Raw genomic sequence first — 20373 nt, 5'->3', positions numbered from 1 at the left:
CACAATTGTGGAAGGTTTCTTATTTTTCGATAACACTCATATTTATATTATAAGCTTTCTCGATATTTAATTTGTACGTCCCATTTCCTGTTTTTATCGAGTTTTTATACCAATGTTCTTGCCCGTTTAATTCTGGATTTTCTTCTGAAGAATTATTTTCTTTTTTCGTTAAATCTTCTACTTGTTCCCAAGGTGTGTTCCCGTGAGTTTCTTTTTTGTTTGTTATGGCGATTAAAGATACATCACTTTCTTTTACTAAATGAACAGATACATTTGAACTTTCTTGTACAAACCAATTATTTTGTAATTGACCTGGATAAAGAGATAGTTCGTTATTTGAAGCGCGGATCTCTACATTTTTATTTTGCGGAAGAACGAGTGTTTGTTTCATCTGTGGTGTTGAGTTAAATAACGTATGCTGAACCGGTAATGATTTTAAAGTTATATACATCGTTTCTCCAGCTGTTTGAACTGAAAGGAAATCCTCTTGTTTTAAATTGAGTTTTTCATTTGCTTTCGTCGTCATTTCATATGTTCCAAGAAGATGAATTTGATTTGTATTATTTCCCTCTATCGTTAGAGGGTGATGCCCCGCATCCACTACAATTTTTTTGATAGATTCAGGTATATCAAGTTGTCCGTCTGGAATATTACTCGTTTGCCTAGTTGTGTTAATAGAATGACGAACTTCTTCTAGTAATCCAGTTGATAATAAACAGTAAAAAGCAATTCCAACGCTTCCTAAAACTCCGATAAAGAAAATACTAAAAATATCATATTTAATAAATGAATGTTCCTTCTTAGAAAATAGAAGGTATAGTAAAACTTCAGCGCCAAGTATGATAAGTAAAACAGGCCACCAGGCTGTTAATGTATCCAATACTTGAGTGCCTTTCACAACTGAAAATAGTAAGAAACAACCTAATGTAATAATGGAAAGCCCCATTGAGAATGTTCCAACGCGCCATGTTCTCATTCTTTTGTACCACCTTTGTTTTCTTTATTTCCAAGTAACAATTTAAAGCCGCCACCAATTAAAAAGAGAGCAACGATAGATGTTTGGAAATAGCGATAATATAGTTCGCTAAGATGAATATTAAATATAGTTGCAAAGTAGTCATTCAAAATAGGAAGGACTGTTTGATCTAATAAATAATAACCACCGAGTGTAATTAATCCGATACCGATCCATCTTTGATGATTTATAAAATAATCTATGATAGGTTCGTCATTAACACGTTCTTTTCCGTATTTTGCAGTTTGCTGTAACGCATCAAAAAAGCTATAGAACCAAATAATTGGTACTAAAAATAAAAACGCAGAAAGTCTTAATAAGTCGAGCAAATAAATAGATAGTAAAAAGGCTGCCATAAGCTGGAGACCACGGCGCTGTAAGCCTAAATACATATGTCCTGCTCCAGGAAACATTGCTAAAATGGAAGCGAATGTTTTATTTTTCTTTCCTTGTTCTCGGTGCTCTTCAAATTCTTCAAAAATAGTACGATCAACTAATTGCTCTCCGCGTTCTTTTTTCTGTAGTTGTTGAACAACGTCGAAGAAGTTATAAATCCATAAAACAGGTAACGTAATAAGGAAGATAAGGAAACTTCCTTGAGATGTTAAGAGTGCAACGAATATAATCATACTTCCGATTCCTGTGCAAGCGACTAAAAATGTAAGTCCGCGTTGCATAAGTCCTAATTGAAAATGACCAAGCCCAGGAATGATTGATAGAAGAATGATATAAAATCGTTCGCTTTCTTTAGAGGACTCTGTAAATTCTCCGGCTGCTTGTTTTTTCGATTGATTAATAATAGTGATAACTAAATCTAATAAATTGATCGCCCATAACACGACTAGTAAAAATAGAGAAAGAAAAGCAATATCACGCGCTCCTAATGCTATTGTACAAAATGCTGCAAAGATAAATAGAAATAAAGCCCCTCCGCTATATAAAATAAATCGTCCGAATTTCTTTAAATATAAATGTCCAAGCCCAGGAATTAGCCCTAATACAAGTGCTAAAAAGGGATTTTTATTCATGCTTTGAACCTCCGTCCTTTTTTGATGTGTCTACCGATTTGTTTACAATTTGTTGTGAGATAGAAGACTCGTTATGTTTTGAAGATTTCTCGAAATTTGATGTCGCTGTGAAAATATACTGGAATAAACCACTTACCATAAAAATAATTGTAGCCGCAGTCGCAATTATGTAGTGAATAATTGTGCGCTTTAGTGAGTTTGTTTTTATATTTTCATTAGGCTGTAACGTTTCAAAATTAATTTGCGTCATAACTTCGTTCGTAAATGAATCATCATTTATCATTGGAAGGTTTTCGTGTTGTTCATCAATACTTTCCATATAAAGTGCTAAACAATGATCACATTCATAAAGGTGTTCTTCCATAGATTCACGTTCATTGCTTTCTAAAAAATCTAATGTATAATTGCGCCAATCTTCTTTTGAATAATGCATCATAGAAACTCTTCCTCCTTCCAATGTTTTTTAATCCATTTTCTTGCCCGATACAGTTTCATTTCGACTGTTTTCACTTCAATATTTTCTTGCAAAGCAATTTCTTGATAACTTTTTTCTTCTAAGTAATGTGCGAGAACGACGTCACGGTAATTGTCGGGAAGTTCTCGCAGTTTTTGAGCAATGAGTAATTTTTGCTCTTTCGTCAATAATAAAGCCTCGATATTATGAGAGGCTTTTATATTTTCCGCAGTTTCTTTACATAAGGAGAGTTCTTCGTTTTCTCTAGCTTTTTTTCTCTTATAATCAATAGCGTGATTGGTGGCAATACGTGCCATCCACGTTTTTAATCCGCGAAATTGATAATTTGGGAGAGAGGCGTGAATTTTTACGAATACTTCTTGTGTAACATCTTTAGCATCTTCTTCATGTCTTAAAATAGAAAAGATAACTTGAAAAATATAATGACGATATGTTTGTACAAGGATACGAAAAGCATGTTCGCTTCCTTGCTGTGCTTTTGCAACTAATTGTTTTTCCTCAATCGGTCTCTCCCTCCTTTTTGACGCATTCTATTATATAGACGTAAGAAATGATAAGTCACCCTACACATGTTATAAAAAAAGAATAATATATTTTTAGCAGGAGGGCTATATGAAAAAGGTGTGAAAAAATGGTAAAGAGAAGTATATAATGAGCAAAGAGGAAATGCTACATGGAGAAAGGATGTGAATGTTAGTAGGATAAGGTCCATACTAACAAACATGAAAATTAAAATATTAATAGCCGATGATAATTCTTTTATTAGAGAAGGTATGAAAATTATTTTAAATACATATGAAGAGTTTGAAGTATTAGATACCGTAAATGATGGAAAAGAAGCTGTAGCGTATTGTAAAAAGTATGAAGTTGATATTGCGCTTTTAGATGTTCGTATGCCAAACATGAACGGGGTAGAGGCGACGAAGTTAATTTGTGAAGAGACAAAAACGAAGCCTCTCATTTTAACGACATTTGATGATGATGAATATATTTTGGACGCAGTAAAAAACGGAGCGAAAGGTTATTTATTAAAAAATAATGATCCGGAGCGTATTCGTGATGCGATAAAAGGAGTTTATAACGGTCAAACTGTTATGCAAGATGTAGTGCTTGATAAAATTAAGTCTAATTTAATGGAAAGTAAAGAGGAAGAATCTAAAATTGATAAGAGCCTTTTCACAGAAAGAGAGCTTAGTATTATCGCATTAATTGCGAAAGGTTTCTCAAATAAAGAAATTTCGAAGCAACTTTTCATATCTGAAGGAACGATTGCAAATTATATTACATCAGTTTTAGGGAAAACTGGACTAGAACATCGCACGCAAATTGCGATTTATTACTTAACAGGGAAAGTAGATTAATGTTATGGAATTTTGGTTAACTGTAAGTAAACTTATTGTCTTTTTATATATAGTGTTTAGCTACATTCATTTAAATGTTACGAACTTACCATGGATTATACTTACTTTGCTTTTATATCTTTCTGTAAACGTGTTGATCTCTATATTTAAAAAAGATACGTACAAAAACATATTAACTTGTGTGTCAATTGGCGTAGTTATGTTATTTACATGGAAGATTCATCCGTTTTTTATTTTGTTTTTACCTTTGAACTTATATGAAATTGCAAATTATTACATAAAAAAGAAATGGTTAATCTTTTTCATTATGATTCTTCCTATTATTTTTATAGGTGAAGGTATTCAGATGACGTATGGACTTATTAGTGCATTTTGTTTTTTTTCCTTAACGATAGCTCACCGCTATATAGCACGATTATTAAAACTAGAAATGCAAAATGATAAAATGAGAAAAGACATACAAAGACTTACGAAAAGCTTAAATGAAAATAAAGATTACATAAGGCAATCTGAATACACATTTAAATTAGAGGAAAGAAATCGACTATCTCAAGAAATTCATGATAAAATCGGTCACTCAATGACAGGTGCACTAATTCAAATGGAAGCAGCAAAGAGATTAATGGAAATAGATAAAGAAAAATCTGCGGAATTATTACAAAATGCCATTCATATTTCAAAAGATGGAATTGAAAGCATTCGGATTACATTAAAAAATATGAAGCCATCAACTGAGCAAATTGGCATTCATCGTATGAAATTATTCATAGAGGAATTTGCCGGTAAGCATGATATGAATATTCCTTTCGTTTATAAAGGTAACTTAGATATGATTTCTCCCATTCAGTGGAAAATTATCGGTGAGAACGTTACGGAGGCGTTAACAAATACGATGAAATACGCTGATGCGACAGTCATTTCAATCGATATTCATGTACTGAACAAGATGGTGAAAGTACAAGTGAAGGATAATGGTAAAGGTGCAGCTCTTGTTAAGAAAGGCCTCGGCATTATGGGGATGGAGGAGCGAACAGCGTCTGTAAACGGGAAAATTATTGTAGATAGTACAAGTGGTTTTTCAGTAACAATGTTGTTGCCAATATAGTAAGGCATGATGAGGATGAATCATCTCATATGAAAAAAGTGAATATTCTCATGTGAAAAGAATGAACTTCTGCACTGAGCAGGTTCATTCTTTTTGTTTATAATAAAAGCAGAGAAACCGAAATAGGGGTGAAATGATGAATACATTGGAAATTAAAAATTTAACGAAAAAATTTGGTGACTTCATCGCAGTAGATAATATGTCTTTATCTATTAAAGAAGGAGAGATATTTGGCTTTTTAGGATCAAATGGTGCTGGTAAAAGTACAACAATTAATATGATTGCTGGTTTGTTAAGAAGTAACGAAGGTGAAATTAGCATACTAGGAAAAAATATAAAGAAACATAATCGATTTGCGAAAATGAATATCGGTATCGTTCCGCAAGATATTGCGATTTATGAAGAGTTAACTGCCTATGAAAATGTGAAATTCTTTGCTGGATTGTATGGATTACGAGGAGCCGAGCTAAAAGCGAGAGTAGAGGAAGCACTTCAATTTGTAGGCCTTAGTGATAAACATAAAAGTTATCCGAAAAACTTTTCTGGCGGGATGAAACGAAGACTGAATATCGCTTGTGCAATCGCTCATAGACCGAAGTTAATTATTATGGATGAACCGACAGTTGGAATTGATCCGCAGTCAAGGAACTACATTCTTCAGTCTGTCCGAAAATTAAATGAAATGGGAAGTACGATTATTTATACGAGTCACTACATGGAAGAAGTAGAAGAGATTTGTACGAAAATAGCAATTGTCGATCACGGTAAAGTAATTGCAGAAGGAACGAAAGAACAGTTAAAAGCGATTATTACAGATACGAAAGATATTTGGATTGAAGTAAAGTCAGTAGAAAATTTAGATGTAGAAAATTTAAAAGAGATAAATGGTGTGAAAGCTGTTCAAATTGAAGAGAACGTAATCAAGGTAAACTCGGATGCAGGATTAAATAATTTAAATAAAATTATTCAGCATTTCATTAATCATGACATTGAAATTCGTTCGTTAGAGGAGCAGGCTCCAAACTTAGAGACAGTATTTCTTACGTTAACTGGAAGAAACTTACGAGATAAATAAAGGTAAATGAAGAAAAGGTAAAGGGAGGTTCATCAATTGAACATCTTTAACATTGCAGTGATGCACATTAAAAGAGATTTCAGGGACGTAAGAACTTTAGTTTTTATGTTAGCATTTCCGATTGTACTTATGCTTGTGTTAGGAACAGCGTTAACGAATGCATTTAATAGCGATAGTCAATCGTTTAAGGATATACAAGTGCTATATAAAGATGAAGCAAGTAGCACGTTTTCTCAATCATTTGAAGCATTTACGAAAGAAGTCGATAAATCAGGTATTCATTTTAAAAAAGCTTCCGAAGGTATAGATGGGAAAGAAGAAGTGAAGCAAAATAAATATGCTGCTTATGTAGAGTTAAATAAAGATGGTGCAAAATTTTATGGAAGTGACAAAAGTAGTATTGAGGGAAGTATTGTGGAAGGTATGCTTACAACATTTGTTGATAAGTACAACGTAGTGGCCGAAGTTGCAAAAGTAGATCCGAGTAAGGTTAGCGCAGTTATTTCAAACGGAAATCATAATGATTATATTAAAGAAACATCTTTACAAGCTGCTAAAAAACCAGGTTCTATGGATTACTATGCGGTTGTAATGACGACGATGATTGCACTGTACGCTGCAATGGGGGCGAGCTTTTTAATTCGAGGAGAACGAATACGTAAAACAGGAGATCGTTTAATTGCAGCACCTATAAGTAAAGCTGAAATTTTCATTGGGAAAGTGCTCGGTAGTCTTGTAGCGAATGCACTTTGTCTATTACTTGTCGTTTTATTTAGTAAATTTGTTTTTCAAGCGAATTGGGGCGACCATATTGGAATCATATTTATTATTTTACTAACAGAAGTCTTTTTAGCAATTAGCTTCGGTTTAGGAATCGGATATATTACAAAAACAGGTGAGGCATCTAGAGCGATTATTATGGTTGTTGTGCAATTAGCGTCTATTTTTGGTGGTGCGTATTTCGTAGTGGAAGAAAATTCCGTTACGAATTTATCACCATTAACGTGGGCAAACACAGCTATTATGAAAATTATTTATGCAAATGATGTAGGAGCGGCACTGCCGGTAATATCTTTAAATCTTGGGATTTCAGCAATCTTCTTATTAATTGCGATTATTGCATTACGTAGACGGGAGAGGCTATAGTATGAAAGATATTTTATGGCTCATACAAAAAACGTTATCTGTGCTTCTGAAAAATAAAAAGGGGTTACTCATTATTATTAGCTTGCCGATAATAGGAACGCTCATTTCCTTTTCGATATATGGGAATGTAGGGCAAGGAACGTTAAATATTGGGGTTATAAATAAAGAAAATCAACCTATCGCAAATGATACAGTGAAATTTTTAGAAGGACTCAATCATGTAAATGTTAGTAAAATTAAGGAATCTGAAGTGGAAGATAAACTCACTTCAAAAAAACTTGATGGTGTTATTACATTACAGTCTGGTTTTTCTGAAAGTGTTCGAGAAGGGAAACCGAGTCATATTGAGATTTCATCGATTAAAGGCGATCAAGTAACAGGATTTATAAAATCGTATTTATATAACTATGTTGATAACATCGCTGCGATTAGTAAAGTGGCAGGGGCCGATCAAAGTACGTTTAATAGTATGTACGCTGGTTATCAAAAAAGTTCATTTAAAGTAAAGTCTGAGACACTTGAAGATACTTCAAAAAATAAAGATATGACAAATCAAACGATGGGTTATCTTATTATGTTTATGTTATTTTCAGCAGTGAACTTATCAGGATTTATTTTAAAAGAAAAAGAGAACAGAACGTATTTTAGATTATTATCAACGCCGATTGACGGAAAGAAATTTATATTATCTAATGTCGCAGTAAATATGATGATATTAACAGTACAAATTGTAATTGCAGTATTCTTTATGACGAATGTTTTTCACACAAATATAAATATGCCTTTCATAGTTATGATTGGTGTGCTTATGATATTCGCTTTAATTGCAATTGGTTTATCATTAGTCATTGTGTCTTTTTCAAAAAGTTCAACTGCTTCAAATGCAATGCAAAATATAGTAATAGTACCAACATGTTTACTTGCTGGATGTTATTTCCCGTACGACATTATGCCGAAAGCAGTACAAAAAGTAGCTGATTTCCTTCCACAGCGTTGGTTACTAGATACGATTTCAAAACTACAGCAAGGCATTCCATTTTCTGAGTTGTATTTAAATATTTTAATTTTATTCGCCTTTGCGATAGCGTTCTTCTTAATTGCTATTTATAAGTTTGGAAGAAATAATGATGCAAGGAACTTCATTTAATGAAAAGGTGTGGCGCAATGCCACACCTTTTTGTATTCGCAAATAAAAGTAAGAAAGACATTTCGTATGAAAAAATAATTTAATGAAACACTACGAAATAGTAAGTAATATGAGCGGAAGGAAATCAAAATGATTAAAAAAATATTGCGAGTTACTTCTATTATTATTGCTATTTTCGTTTTTATTTTAATTTGGATGCATATCGATGTTACTTTAGGAAGGAAAATGGAAGCTGGGAAAAATATGCCGACAGAGTATGCACCTCATTATAGTGACTTTCAATTATATGTAGAAGGGAAGTCGTTTTATAAACAGTTGTTTACTGATATAAGGGAAGCGAAGCGATCTATTTACACTTATTTTTATATTTTATCGGATGATAAAAGTAGCCATACTTTTTTAAACTTATTAAAGGAGAAGGCGAAAGAGGGAGTAAACGTATATTTGTCGGTTGATCGCATTAATGATTTATCATTTGAAAGAAAGATGAAAAATGAATTGCGGGAAAGTGGTGTACATTTTACATATAGTAGAAAACCTGAATTGCCATTCGGATTTTATTCAATTCACCATCGTAATCATCGCCGCATTACGACGATTGATGGGGAAATTGGCTATACGGGTGGCTTTAATATAGGAGATGAATATTTAGGGAAAGATAAGAAATTTGGATACTGGCGTGATTATCATGTACGACTCAGAGGAGAAGGAGCGAAAGATTTAGAAGAGCAGTTTGCTTTAGATTGGAAACGAGACACGAAAGAGGATATAAAGAGGAGTACGAATAAGGCTAGTAAAGGGAACACGTTACATACAATGGCTAGTTACAATGGGCATCACGTCGCTGAAAAATATGTAGAGTTAATAAAACAAGCGAAGCATTCGATTGTCATTACGACGCCATATTTTATAGCGAAAAATAAAGGGTTAATGAACGCTTTAATCGCGGCGCAGAAACGTGGTGTTACAGTAAAAATACTTTGGTCATATAAACCAGACATTCCTCTCATTAAAGAGGCGGCATATCCATACATACGTCAAGCTGTTAATAATGGGATTACTGTATACGGTTATAAAAAAGGTATGTTTCATGGAAAGTTAATGCTGATTGATAATGAATTAACCGTTATTGGTACAACAAACTTTACTGCGCGTAGCTTCTATATAAATGATGAGATGAATTTGTATATTCATGGTGGATCTATCGTATCAGAAGTGAATGCGGCGTTAACACAAGATTTTCATGATTCGAAAGAAATGACGAAAGAGTTTTTTGAGAAGTTATCTTTGTGGGAGCGTTGTAAGGAGAAATTTGCGGGATTGGTTGATTTTTATTTGTGATGATTTAACTGGAATACTGGAAATGTAGAATATAGTAAATAGAAAGCTGTATTGTTTATTCAAAAAGTTGAGAAATAAGAAAGAACCTTCAAAAACAGAAGGTTCTTTCTTATTTTATAATTTATTATTGGTAGTTAAAAAATAGTCTGGTCTGGCGGTGCCCCTCCGTCTTCATTTGCGCTTCGGTAAAAAATTCAATATGTAGTTAAATTAAAGTTAAACTAATGCCTCTATTTTGATTAAGAGTTCTAAGTGAGTTCTAGTTGAATGCTTAAAAAACTGTAGTTTCATAACTGAAATTTTCGATAAATCAAAATGAGTAACGTGATATAATTTTATTATAATTTTGAAACTAAAAGGGGTTTAAATGATGGGGAACTTTCAAAGTAATTTTCAAACGGCTACACAAATCGCCACTCAAATGAGAAATGCCTCGAATACAATCCAAAGTGCAACAAATCGTTCTATCACAAAGGCGAGCCGTACTACACTAACTGTTAATGCCCAGGCGCAAGAAGCGAATCAACAAATGCTAGATTTGACTAGACAATTTTGTGGAGCCTTTCAAAAAGCAGTTGATAATATTCATTTAGCAGCTAAGGATTTTGAAAGAATGGATAATGAACTACAAAATACATTTCGCTAATGTGACAACCTACGGTAAAGGGAGAAGGGTAGGAAGAATAAGATGAGTCAAGACATTGAAAAGCAAGTAGACCAATTAAATCAAGAATTACGGATAGTATTCGAGAAACAAGATCGAAATCAAGCTGCGATTCAAATCCAGAGACAAACAGAAATGGACTTTCATGAATTGAGAAGTCGAAATAATCGTTTATTTAATAGAGTTTTAGAAACATGGCATGGTGATAAAGAAGTTTCTAATTTTTTTATGAATAAGCTTCAAGAGTCGCAGCATATTGAGCGGAAATTAACATTTGAATTGGAAAATCAAAAAGAAACATTACTTAAAGAAAGACGCAATCTTATTGATTTAGAAACCGACCTTACATATCGGCAACAGCGATTAAAAAGGGAGGATAAAGCATGAGTTTAAATATGTATGTAGGGGAAGTAAAAAATCAGACCCAAAGCATGAACGCTGTATGTGTCGCTACTATCCAAGCTATGGAGCAAGCAATCCAATCAATTGATACCTTTGCAACTGATACGGTTTTGCAAGGAAAAACATATAGTAGTGCAAAAATATTTTTTGTCCAAACTTTTCGTCCTTTAGCACAAGGTATCATTTATTTATGTGAAGAATTAATTCGTCAAAATGATGCGTTTCCAAGTGATTTTCAATCACAAGTTGCTTCCACAGATGTCATCGAACAAGAAATAAGAGAGCAAATTCAAGAAATTAATCGAATGGTCTCAAGTATAGAAGCAATTAGTATTGCTACAGTATTGCCTGGAATAGATGCCATGGTTATTGTTTTAGTGGAGATGAGAAAAAAACTGCAAGAAAAATTAGAGCATCTATATGAATTTAACTATACGTCCAGTAATAACTACAACACAGCTCTTCAACTAGTGGCTAGCATTACTGCCGGCCTCGCTGAAGTCCAAAGCGGGAAAGGATTTAGTCCTGTAAGTGGTACGTTTAGTACACAAGGATTAAATATGGATTGGACCGTTTCGATTCAAGAAATTGCTGATGAAAGAAAACGTCAAGTTGATAATCTTTTAAAGGAAGGATCAATGGAAGAGGGAGCGGTGTGCAAGAAACCTCCTGAAAAATCTACATCTGAAAAAATTATAGATGGTATTTTAGAAGGTACGGGTCAAGCTGTTGAAGATACAATAGATGGTGTTGTGGCACTTGGTAAATGGGAAAAATGGGAGAACATGGGCTACGCTGTTACTCATTTAGATGAAACCTTACCTGCTATGTGGAACACATTGTCAGATTCGTTTATTAATGATGTAATAAATGGAGACGCTGAAAGTCGTGCTAAGTGGGGAAGTTATGCTTTTACACAAATTGGACTTGGGCTCATTGGTGATAAAGGATTAAGTAAAGCAAGTAAATTGGGACAAGTGGGTAATATAACTACATTAACAAAAGGTTTCTCACGTGTTACAAATAATTTGCAAATGGGAGACCGTCTGGCTATTGCAGGTATGGATTCTATGAAAATTGAAATACCTACAATGAAAGATTATTTGGTTAAAGCAAGTAGTCCAAATAACGGCATGAATATAAAGATAGGAAATGCAAAAAGACCAGGGGGATATCAAAAAGGAGATATCGATGATCATGGTTATTTAAGTCCAGCGGTTAATCGTGCTCCAGGAAATAAAAATATAGCTGCTGATAATCGAATACAATCACATCATCCTATACAAAATGAATGGGCTAAAAGATGGGCCATTAAGGGTGGATTTGATTATAACGAAAAGAAAGCTCAAGCAATACTTTTACCATCAAGTTCTGGTTTACCTCATGCGAAAATTTCCGCTATGCAAAGAAAGCGAAGAAGGCTTGAAGGATATGATACTGATATAAATTATGAATTTAATGTAAGCTATAGAGAAATGATTGAGGCAGGAGTTGATCAGAAAACTGCAAGAAAGGTATTGGTAGATGCTTATAAATATTTTGATAGTTTGGGAGGTTTTGTGAAAAAATGATAAATTTATCTAATGTTTCTGGTTTAATAAAAAATAATCCAGCAAATGAAATTGAAATTCAAGAAATAGAAGATGTAATGAAAGTCGAATTACCTAATATATATAAAGGTTTATTGAAATATACAAATGGTTTTTCTATAGGTGGAGGATTAACAATTTATGGTACTGAGGATATTATAGAACGAAATGAGACCTGGGAAGTAACAGAATATGCAAATGGTTATGTTTCTATTGGTGATGATGGTAGTGGTAATGTTTTTTTAATGTCGCAAGGTGCAGATGTACAAGAAGTGAGGGCTGTTGATTCTGGTGATATGAATCCAAATCATGCCACTGTAGTTACATTAGATTTTAGTGAGTGGGTAAATACGGGGTGTTTGAATCGAAAAATACAGGAAATAAAAGAGGAAATCCCTGATACGTGTAATATAGTGTTAATAGAAATTCCTAATGGGGGATTAAAAGATTTAGTAAAGATAAAAAGTGTACTAGCACTTGATATTTCAACGGGGGAACTATTAAAAGGATCGAAAAACCTTCCTTTTACATTAGTAAAAGGGGCTCCATATGGAAAAGCAAAAAAATTAATTGGAAAATTAGGACCTGTTGGTTTAGCGCTAAATGCAATACCAATGGATAAAAATAACTAATGTTAAATATAATCTGAAATTCATTTTTAATTACCTGATATTAATTTAATGATTTATAAAAAACGAACTAACATTTTAAAGGTTGGTTTGTTTTTTATTTTTTACAAGGATTAAATAAGGAATGTGAACCCGAACAGTGTTACATGGAATAAGAAGAGATTTATTAGAAGGTAATTTAAGGTGAAATGAACCCAAGAAATAAATATGTAAATAAATGGTAATAATAAAGGAGAATATATATGAAAATTTGGCAATTAAAAAGCTCGACTGATGATTATGAAACCTTTCAATTATTGAACTATGAAGAGGATAAAAAATATTTTAAAACTAGTTTTCATTCTACGGTGAGTTTTTCAGATTCATGGACGCCTAAGTTTATTGAGGTAACAGATGAAGGAAAGTCAAGCGATTATCCTATTTTTTGGGGAAAGTCTGGTGTACAAATAATTAGTGAAAAAGCCAAGAATGTTTTAGAACCTATAGTAGGAGATAATATTGAATTTTTACCATTACTTCATAAACAAACACACACACACAAAAAATACTATGCTATGCATCTTTTAAAGGTGTTGGAAGCACTTGATACTAATAAAACAATCTTTGATAAGTTAAGTTCAGGTTTAATAATAGGATGTAAAAAATTTGTATTTATTTCTTATGTTGTTCAGGACGAACCAGTTTTTAAATTGAATATAAATGGGAAGGTGCATCCTAACTATCTTTTAGTATCAGATCAATTCAAAAATGCAATTTTAGAGAGTGAATTAAAAAGTTTTGAATTTACTGAAGTGTGGAATTTAGAAGAGGGTGCGTAAAGAAAACTAATTTAATTAGATTATTGGGGGGACCCCATATCTAAGAGAGCAAAAAATAAGTAAGGGGGCAGAAACAACTATATATCACTCAGTAGTAAAGGAGAATAGCTATGAAGATTTGGGAATTAAGAAGTTCCTCTGATAACTATGAGTCTTTTCAATTATTAAATTATAAAGAAGATAAAAAGTTTTTCGAAAGGAAGTTTAACTCTACAATAAAATTAGTAGATTCATGGAGAAAGCTACCTATTGAATGTTTAGAGGAAGGAAAGGCCAGTGATTTTCCGCACTTCTGGGGAGAAATTGGTGCCCTAATGGTTAGTGAAAAGGCAAAAGAATTATTAGAGTCTATAGTAGGTACTGATGTTGAATTCTTATCCCTTATACGTAACTCAAATAGTGAGATATATTATTTAGTTCATGTATTGAATGTACTAGATGCAATTGATAGTAATAAAGCAATTTTAAAAAAACTGATTACAGGTTTAATAATAGGATGCGAAAAATTCGCATTTGATAGTAATACTGTTCAAAATGAGATGATTTTTAAGGTTTATATAAATGGGGAAATTCATCCCACGGCTGTTTTTATTTCAGGTGAATTGAAGATTCTTATTGAACAAAGTGATTTAAAAGGTTTTGAATTTATTGAAGTATGGGATTCAGAAGAGCTTTCGTAAAGAATTCTAACGTTATTAATGACCCAGATAAGTTTACGATAAAAACTTAAGTCCCCTTGTTATACAAAGTAGGGGACTATTGATCGTGCATTAACGAGCAGTAAGATTCCCACTTCAAAATTCGGCTAAAGCAAAGAAGTTAAGTGGGAGATCGACTGCTCGTAAACGCCCGATTGGAGAATGCTAATAATTAGTGGGGGGTGGACAAAACTTCCGATGAAAAATACTATTTTTCATGCACAAGCATCGAAGCGTCATCATTAATCAATGTCCCTACATGTTCTCCTAAACATATTTTCTTCATTACTCCAGGCTCATCAAAGTTAAATACATGTGCCGGCAAATTGTAGTCCCGAGCAAGTAATAAAGCTGCTTGATCCATTACTTGTATGTTTTCCCTAACAACATCATTATAGTTCAGTTTTTTATACATTTTCGCTGATTTATTATGTTTTGGATCACTGGTAAAGACACCATCTACCCCTTGTTTTGCGACTAAAATGGCGTCACTATTCATTTCAATTGCTCTCTGTACACTTGGATAATCTGTTGTAACGAATGGTTGCCCATTACCACCACCGAATATGACAACATAACCGTTATCTAAATGATGTACTGCTCTGAGGCGAATATAAGGTTCGGCTACTGCATTAAATGGGATGGAAGTCATAACGCGTACTTCTTTCTTTGTTTTACTTGTTAGAACGCCGCGAAGCATTAAACTATTAATAATTGTACCTAACGTACCAATATTATCAGCTTCTACACGGTCAATTCCCCATTCCTCAGCTAGATGACCTCTGAAAATGTTACCGCCACCAATGACGATGGAGACCTCGATACCTAAATCAACAATCGATAAAATTTCATTTGCAATATGTTCTAATCGTTTGGAGTTAAAGCTATTTCCCGATTGGTCGGCAAGTGCTCCGCCGCTTAATTTAATTAAGACACGTTTATATGGCTTCATAACAATTCCCCCTATATAGATTGCAATAAAAAAGGAACAAAGGCGAATGCCTTTGTTCCTTCGTAAGAAAATGAAATAGAAAAGAAATAGATATGATGAACTTCTTCACGTGATTTTTCATAACATCCACTCCTTTTCATCCCCATTTATTTTGAATACGTGTATCTTTTAGATTATACGAAATAATCTGATGTTTTATCAAGGTTATTTTATTTCTTTTTTATAAAAAGTGTCAATGAATATTATAAGAAAAAAAATTGAATTTTTTGTGACAAACTTGTAGGTTTTTGTATGATTTTGTAGGTTCGCCTATATGATGTGTGAGTAAGCTTTTATAAATACGAAATGAAAGCGTTCGCATAAAGGGGATGAACATAAATGAAAAAATTCGGATTGGCAACACAAATTTTTGTCGCACTTGTTTTAGGGATTGTAGTAGGGGCAATCTTTTATGGCAATAAAACGGCGATTTCTTATATCACACCAGTTGGGGATATATTTATTCATTTAATTAAAATGATTGTAGTACCGATTGTTATTTCAGCATTAATTGTTGCGGTAGCTGGTGTAGGTGATATGAAAAAGCTTGGGAAACTGGGCGGGAAAACAATTCTTTATTTCGAAATTATTACGACGATTGCTATTTTAATGGGATTACTTGCGGCAAATATATTCCAGCCAGGTACTGGCGTTGATATGAATAATTTGCAGCAAAGTGATATTTCTTCTTATAAACAAACAGCAGATGCTACAGAGAAGAAAGGTTTTGCTGAAACGATTGTTCATATTGTACCGAAAAACATATTTGAATCTATCACACAAGGTGACTTATTACCGATTATATTCTTCTCAGTACTATTCGGTTTAGGAGTTGCGGCAATTGGAGAAAAAGGAAAGCCTGTCTTTAACTTTTTTGAAGGTGTGCTCGAAGCGATGTTCTGGGTCACAAATCAAGTTATGAAATTTGCACCATTTGGTGTATTCGCATTAATTGCTGTTACGGTTGCAAAATTTGGTGTAGTGACACTACTTCCTTTAGGAAAATTAGTGCTAGCTGTATACGTAACTGTTATACTATTCGTTGTGATTGTATTAGGTATTAATGCGCGAATGGTTGGAATAAACATTTTTACATTAATGAAAATTTTAAAAGAAGAACTTATTCTTTCATTTACGACAGCAAGTTCAGAAGCTGTTTTACCTAATATAATGAGAAAGATGGAAGAGTTCGGTTGTCCAAAGGCAGTTGCCTCTTTCGTAATTCCGACAGGTTATACATTTAACTTGACTGGATCAGCTATTTATCAAGCGTTAGCGGCATTGTTTGTTGCACAAATGTACGGTATACACATGTCACTGACGGAGCAAATAACGCTATTATTCGTTCTCATGTTAACATCCAAAGGTATGGCGGGAGTTCCGGGGGCATCATTCGTTGTTGTATTAGCAACGTTAGGATCAATGGGATTACCGCTAGAAGGCATCGCATTAATTGCGGGAATTGACCGCATTTTAGATATGATTCGCTCAGCTGTCAATGTATTAGGAAATGCATTAGCTGCCATTGTTATGTCGAAGTGGGAAGGCGAATTCGATGATGAGAAAGCAAAACAATATTTAGAAACAGTCAAACAAACAAAAGCAGCGTAAGAAATCGTTAAGGAGTGAGTAATCATGGCAACATTAACTGAAGTTAAAAATGGAGTACGAATTGAAAAAGATTTTTTAGGTGAAAAAGAAGTGCCAAATTATGCGTACTACGGTGTACAAACAATGCGTGCAGTAGAGAATTTCCCAATTACAGGATATAAAGTCCATGAAGGTTTAATTAAAGCGTTAGCAATTGTAAAAAAAGCGGCAGCACTTGCTAATACAGATGTAGGAAGATTGGAATTGAAAAAGGGTGGCGCTATCGCGGAAGCATCACAAGAAATTCTTGATGGAAAATGGCATGATCATTTCATCGTTGATCCAATTCAAGGCGGCGCGGGAACTTCAATGAATATGAATGCAAATGAAGTCATTGCCAATCGCGCTCTTGAATTATTAGGAATGGAAAAGGGAGATTATCATTATATTAGTCCAAACAGTCATGTTAATATGGCACAATCAACTAATGATGCATTCCCAACAGCAATTCATATTGCAACATTAAATGCATTAGAGGTCTTATTACAAACGATGGGTTATATGCATGATGTATTTGAATTAAAAGCAGAACAGTTCGATCATGTTATTAAAATGGGTCGTACACATTTACAAGATGCTGTGCCAATTCGTCTTGGACAAGAATTTAAAGCGTATTCTCGTGTGCTTGAACGTGATATGAAACGTATCAAGCAATCACGTCAACATCTATATGAAGTAAATATGGGAGCAACTGCAGTTGGTACAGGCTTAAATGCGGATCCAGAATATATTGAAGCAGTTGTAAAACATTTAGCAACAATTAGTGAACTACCACTTGTTGGTGCAGAAGATTTAGTAGATGCAACCCAAAATACGGATGCGTACACTGAAGTATCTGCAGCACTTAAAGTATGTATGATGAATATGTCTAAAATTGCGAACGACCTTCGTCTAATGGCATCAGGTCCACGCGTTGGATTAGCGGAAATTATGCTACCAGCTCGTCAACCAGGTTCATCTATTATGCCAGGGAAAGTAAACCCTGTTATGCCAGAAGTAATTAATCAAATTGCGTTCCAAGTAATTGGTAACGACCATACAATTTGCCTTGCTTCAGAAGCAGGACAATTAGAATTAAATGTTATGGAACCAGTACTTGTTTTCAACTTACTTCAATCTATTAGCATTATGAATAACGGTTTCCGTGCCTTTACAGATAATTGCTTAAAAGGAATTGAAGCGAATGAAGATCGCTTAAAAGAGTATGTTGAGAAGAGTGTAGGAATTATTACAGCGGTGAACCCTCATATCGGCTATGAAGCAGCAGCTCGCGTTGCGAAAGAAGCAATTGCGACAGGGCAATCCGTTCGAGAACTATGTGTGAAAAATGGTGTATTGTCACAAGAAGAATTAGAGTTAATTCTAGATCCATTCGAAATGACACACCCAGGGATTGCAGGAGCAACTCTTTTAAAGAAAAATTAAAAGAAGAGGGGACAATCCCCTCTTTTTTGTTTACAATATAGAAATGTTATATATGAATAGAGGTAGGGATGTTATGAGTAAGTTTACAGTGGCTTCTAATGGTTCATTAGAAACGAAATTAAGAGGAGTAGAAGTATTATCAACACCACTTTTAAATAAAGGGGTAGCTTTCACGCAAGAAGAAAGAGAAGAATTAGGTTTAAAAGGGTTATTACCGCCAGCAGTTTTAACGCTAGATGAACAAGCGCGTAGAGCGTATGAGCAATTTTGTTCTCAGCCGGATGATTTATTAAAGAATGTATACTTAACAGCGTTACATGATCGAAATGAAGTATTGTTTTATCGTATTTTAACAGAGCATTTACGTGAAATGTTACCAATCGTATATACACCTACTGTTGGTGTAGCAATTCAAAGATATAGTCATGAATATCGTAAACCACGTGGGGTTTATTTATCAGTTAACGATCCTTCAGGTATTGAAGAAGCGTTCTCAAATATTGGTGCAACAGCTGAAAATATTGACTTAGTCGTTGTAACAGATGGAGAAGGCATATTAGGAATTGGTGACTGGGGTGTTGGTGGTATTAATATTGCGATTGGAAAGCTAGCTGTTTATACGGCCGCAGTTGGAATCGATCCTAGTCGCGTGTTACCTGTAATTTTAGATGTAGGTACAAACCGCGAGGACCTATTAAACAACCCGTTTTATATTGGAAATCGTCATCCACGTGTAACTGGTGAAGCTTACGATGAATTTATTGATACATTTGTACAAGCAGTAGGCAATAAGTTCCCGAAAGCACTTTTACATTGGGAGGACTTCAGTTCTCGTAATGCACGAAAAATTTTAGATAAATATCGTCATGACGTATGTACGTTTAATGATGACATTCAAGGTACAGGTGCAGTTTCACTTGCTGCAGTATTATCGGCAGTGAAAGCTTCTGGTGTACCTTTAAATGAACACCGAGTAGTTGTGTTTGGTGCGGGTACAGCTGGAATCGGTATCGCAGATCAAGTGAGAGATGCGCTGGTTCGTGTAGGATTATCAGAGCAAGAAGCACATGAGCGTTTCTGGTGTATTGACCGTAACGGGTTAATTACAGAGAATATGGAAGATCTTCTTGATTTCCAAGTTCCATATGCGAGAAAAGAAGCGGAAGTAAGTGAGTGGAAACAAAATGGTGTGATCGGACTTGCTGAAGTTGTGAAACATGTAAAACCAACAATTTTAATCGGTACATCAACTGTTGCTGGTGCATTCAAAGAAGAGATTATTAAAGAAATGGCTTCTCACGTAGAAAGACCAATTATTTTACCAATGTCGAATCCAACGCCACTTGCTGAAGCGAAGCCAGTAGATTTAATCGAGTGGACAGAAGGAAGAGCGTTAGTTGCAACAGGAAGTCCGTTTGATCCAGTTACATACAATGGTGTAACGTATGTGATTGGACAATCAAATAATGCACTTATTTTCCCAGGTCTTGGTCTTGGAACAATTGTTGTTCGTGCAAGCGTAATGACAGACGGTATGTTTGCGGCGGCAGCAGAAGCGGTTGCGAGTATGGTAGATACAAGTCAGCCGGGTGCACCTATCTTACCAGAAGTGGAAGAGTTACGTAATATCTCTGAAATGGTTGCAATTGAAGTAGCGAAAGTTGCAGTTGCAGAAGGTGTTGCTAGAGAGAACTTAAGTGATAACGATATTAAAATTGCAGTGAAAGAATCAATGTGGAAGCCTGAGTATCGTCAAATAAAAGCGGTAGAAAAGGTTAGAATATAGAAAAAAAGCCCGTTTATTATAATAAGCG

The 20373-nt window shown here is 34.3% G+C and carries 20 protein-coding genes; 15 read left to right on the top strand and 5 right to left on the bottom strand.

Translation table 11 applies throughout. The features are described 5' to 3' along the window. Positions 1-19: 19 nt before the first annotated feature. The 4 genes from exsE to MKX77_RS15440 are packed head-to-tail and all read right to left on the bottom strand — an operon-like array spanning position 20 to position 2916. A complete protein-coding gene (exsE, locus tag MKX77_RS15455; RefSeq protein WP_341307151.1) occupies positions 20-976 on the bottom strand; it encodes an exosporium protein ExsE in 957 nt (318 codons plus the stop codon). After that, the gene (locus tag MKX77_RS15450; RefSeq protein ID WP_341307150.1) at positions 973-2043 is read right to left on the bottom strand and encodes a hypothetical protein; all 1071 of its coding nucleotides are present in this window, start codon (positions 2041-2043) and stop codon (positions 973-975) included. The genes exsE and MKX77_RS15450 overlap by 4 nt, the downstream gene beginning before the upstream one ends. After that, on the bottom strand, positions 2036-2479 hold the full coding sequence (locus MKX77_RS15445; protein WP_016092882.1) for a hypothetical protein: 444 nt from the start codon (positions 2477-2479) through the stop codon (positions 2036-2038). The genes MKX77_RS15450 and MKX77_RS15445 overlap by 8 nt, the downstream gene beginning before the upstream one ends. Continuing rightward, positions 2476-2916 (bottom strand): RNA polymerase sigma factor, encoded by a 441-nt coding sequence (locus MKX77_RS15440; RefSeq protein ID WP_445819115.1) that lies wholly within the window; start codon positions 2914-2916, stop codon positions 2476-2478. Before MKX77_RS15440 ends, MKX77_RS15445 begins: the two co-directional genes overlap by 4 nt. A 324-nt stretch (positions 2917-3240) precedes the next feature. On the opposite strand from MKX77_RS15440, the gene MKX77_RS15435 reads away from it, so the two are divergent. The 12 genes from MKX77_RS15435 to MKX77_RS15380 all read left to right on the top strand — a co-directional run bounded on the left by MKX77_RS15435 (position 3241) and on the right by MKX77_RS15380 (position 14475). Further along, the gene (locus MKX77_RS15435) at positions 3241-3879 is read left to right on the top strand and encodes a response regulator transcription factor (RefSeq protein ID WP_002012250.1); all 639 of its coding nucleotides are present in this window, start codon (positions 3241-3243) and stop codon (positions 3877-3879) included. A gap of 4 nt (positions 3880-3883) precedes the next feature. After that, positions 3884-4984 (top strand): sensor histidine kinase, encoded by a 1101-nt coding sequence (locus tag MKX77_RS15430; protein WP_341307149.1) that lies wholly within the window; start codon positions 3884-3886, stop codon positions 4982-4984. A 136-nt stretch (positions 4985-5120) separates the two neighbouring features. Further along, entirely contained in the window at positions 5121-6059 is a 939-nt protein-coding gene (locus tag MKX77_RS15425; protein ID WP_002086377.1) for an ABC transporter ATP-binding protein, read from the top strand. Between the two features lie 36 nt (positions 6060-6095). Then, positions 6096-7205 (top strand): ABC transporter permease, encoded by a 1110-nt coding sequence (locus MKX77_RS15420; RefSeq protein WP_341307148.1) that lies wholly within the window; start codon positions 6096-6098, stop codon positions 7203-7205. Position 7206: 1 nt separating this feature from the next. Then, the gene (locus tag MKX77_RS15415; protein WP_341307147.1) at positions 7207-8352 is read left to right on the top strand and encodes an ABC transporter permease; all 1146 of its coding nucleotides are present in this window, start codon (positions 7207-7209) and stop codon (positions 8350-8352) included. Between the two features lie 129 nt (positions 8353-8481). Continuing rightward, entirely contained in the window at positions 8482-9693 is a 1212-nt protein-coding gene (gene cls / locus MKX77_RS15410) for a cardiolipin synthase (protein WP_341307146.1), read from the top strand. Between the two features lie 367 nt (positions 9694-10060). Further along, positions 10061-10339 carry a TIGR04197 family type VII secretion effector gene (locus MKX77_RS15405; protein ID WP_002126714.1) on the top strand — a complete coding sequence of 93 codons (279 nt, stop codon included), beginning with the start codon at positions 10061-10063 and terminating at the stop codon, positions 10337-10339. A 42-nt stretch (positions 10340-10381) separates the two neighbouring features. Next, on the top strand, positions 10382-10744 hold the full coding sequence (locus MKX77_RS15400; RefSeq protein WP_002126715.1) for a DUF3958 family protein: 363 nt from the start codon (positions 10382-10384) through the stop codon (positions 10742-10744). Next, the gene (locus MKX77_RS15395) at positions 10741-12330 is read left to right on the top strand and encodes a T7SS effector LXG polymorphic toxin (protein WP_341307145.1); all 1590 of its coding nucleotides are present in this window, start codon (positions 10741-10743) and stop codon (positions 12328-12330) included. Before MKX77_RS15400 ends, MKX77_RS15395 begins: the two co-directional genes overlap by 4 nt. Next, a complete protein-coding gene (locus MKX77_RS15390) occupies positions 12327-12980 on the top strand; it encodes an SMI1/KNR4 family protein (RefSeq protein WP_002126717.1) in 654 nt (217 codons plus the stop codon). The genes MKX77_RS15395 and MKX77_RS15390 overlap by 4 nt, the downstream gene beginning before the upstream one ends. A gap of 239 nt (positions 12981-13219) precedes the next feature. Further along, positions 13220-13795, top strand: a complete 576-nt coding sequence (locus tag MKX77_RS15385) for an imm11 family protein (protein ID WP_341307144.1) — start codon at positions 13220-13222, stop codon at positions 13793-13795. A 110-nt stretch (positions 13796-13905) separates the two neighbouring features. Beyond that, complete coding sequence (locus MKX77_RS15380) at positions 13906-14475, top strand: imm11 family protein (RefSeq protein ID WP_002126721.1); 570 nt, start codon at positions 13906-13908, stop codon at positions 14473-14475. A 226-nt stretch (positions 14476-14701) separates the two neighbouring features. Here MKX77_RS15380 and pyrH read toward each other — a convergent pair whose 3' ends face one another. Next, positions 14702-15445 carry a UMP kinase gene (gene pyrH / locus MKX77_RS15375; protein WP_341307143.1) on the bottom strand — a complete coding sequence of 248 codons (744 nt, stop codon included), beginning with the start codon at positions 15443-15445 and terminating at the stop codon, positions 14702-14704. Between the two features lie 378 nt (positions 15446-15823). Here pyrH and MKX77_RS15370 point away from each other — a divergent pair, with 378 nt between their 5' ends. From MKX77_RS15370 to malS, 3 genes are all read left to right on the top strand, one after another. Next, on the top strand, positions 15824-17095 hold the full coding sequence (locus MKX77_RS15370; RefSeq protein WP_341307142.1) for a cation:dicarboxylate symporter family transporter: 1272 nt from the start codon (positions 15824-15826) through the stop codon (positions 17093-17095). A 24-nt stretch (positions 17096-17119) separates the two neighbouring features. Further along, positions 17120-18559, top strand: coding sequence for an aspartate ammonia-lyase (gene aspA, locus MKX77_RS15365; protein ID WP_341307141.1), 1440 nt, complete (start codon positions 17120-17122; stop codon positions 18557-18559). A 73-nt stretch (positions 18560-18632) separates the two neighbouring features. Beyond that, positions 18633-20345, top strand: coding sequence for an oxaloacetate-decarboxylating malate dehydrogenase (gene malS, locus MKX77_RS15360; RefSeq protein ID WP_215555925.1), 1713 nt, complete (start codon positions 18633-18635; stop codon positions 20343-20345). Positions 20346-20373 lie beyond the last annotated feature (28 nt).

Origin of the sequence: Bacillus sp. FSL R9-9410 (assembly GCF_038050385.1) — a bacterium.
Taxonomy (GTDB): Bacteria; Bacillota; Bacilli; order Bacillales; family Bacillaceae_G; genus Bacillus_A; species Bacillus_A cereus_U.
Note: the sequence above shows the minus strand (reverse complement) of the source record. Positions and strands in the feature narration are given on the sequence as shown.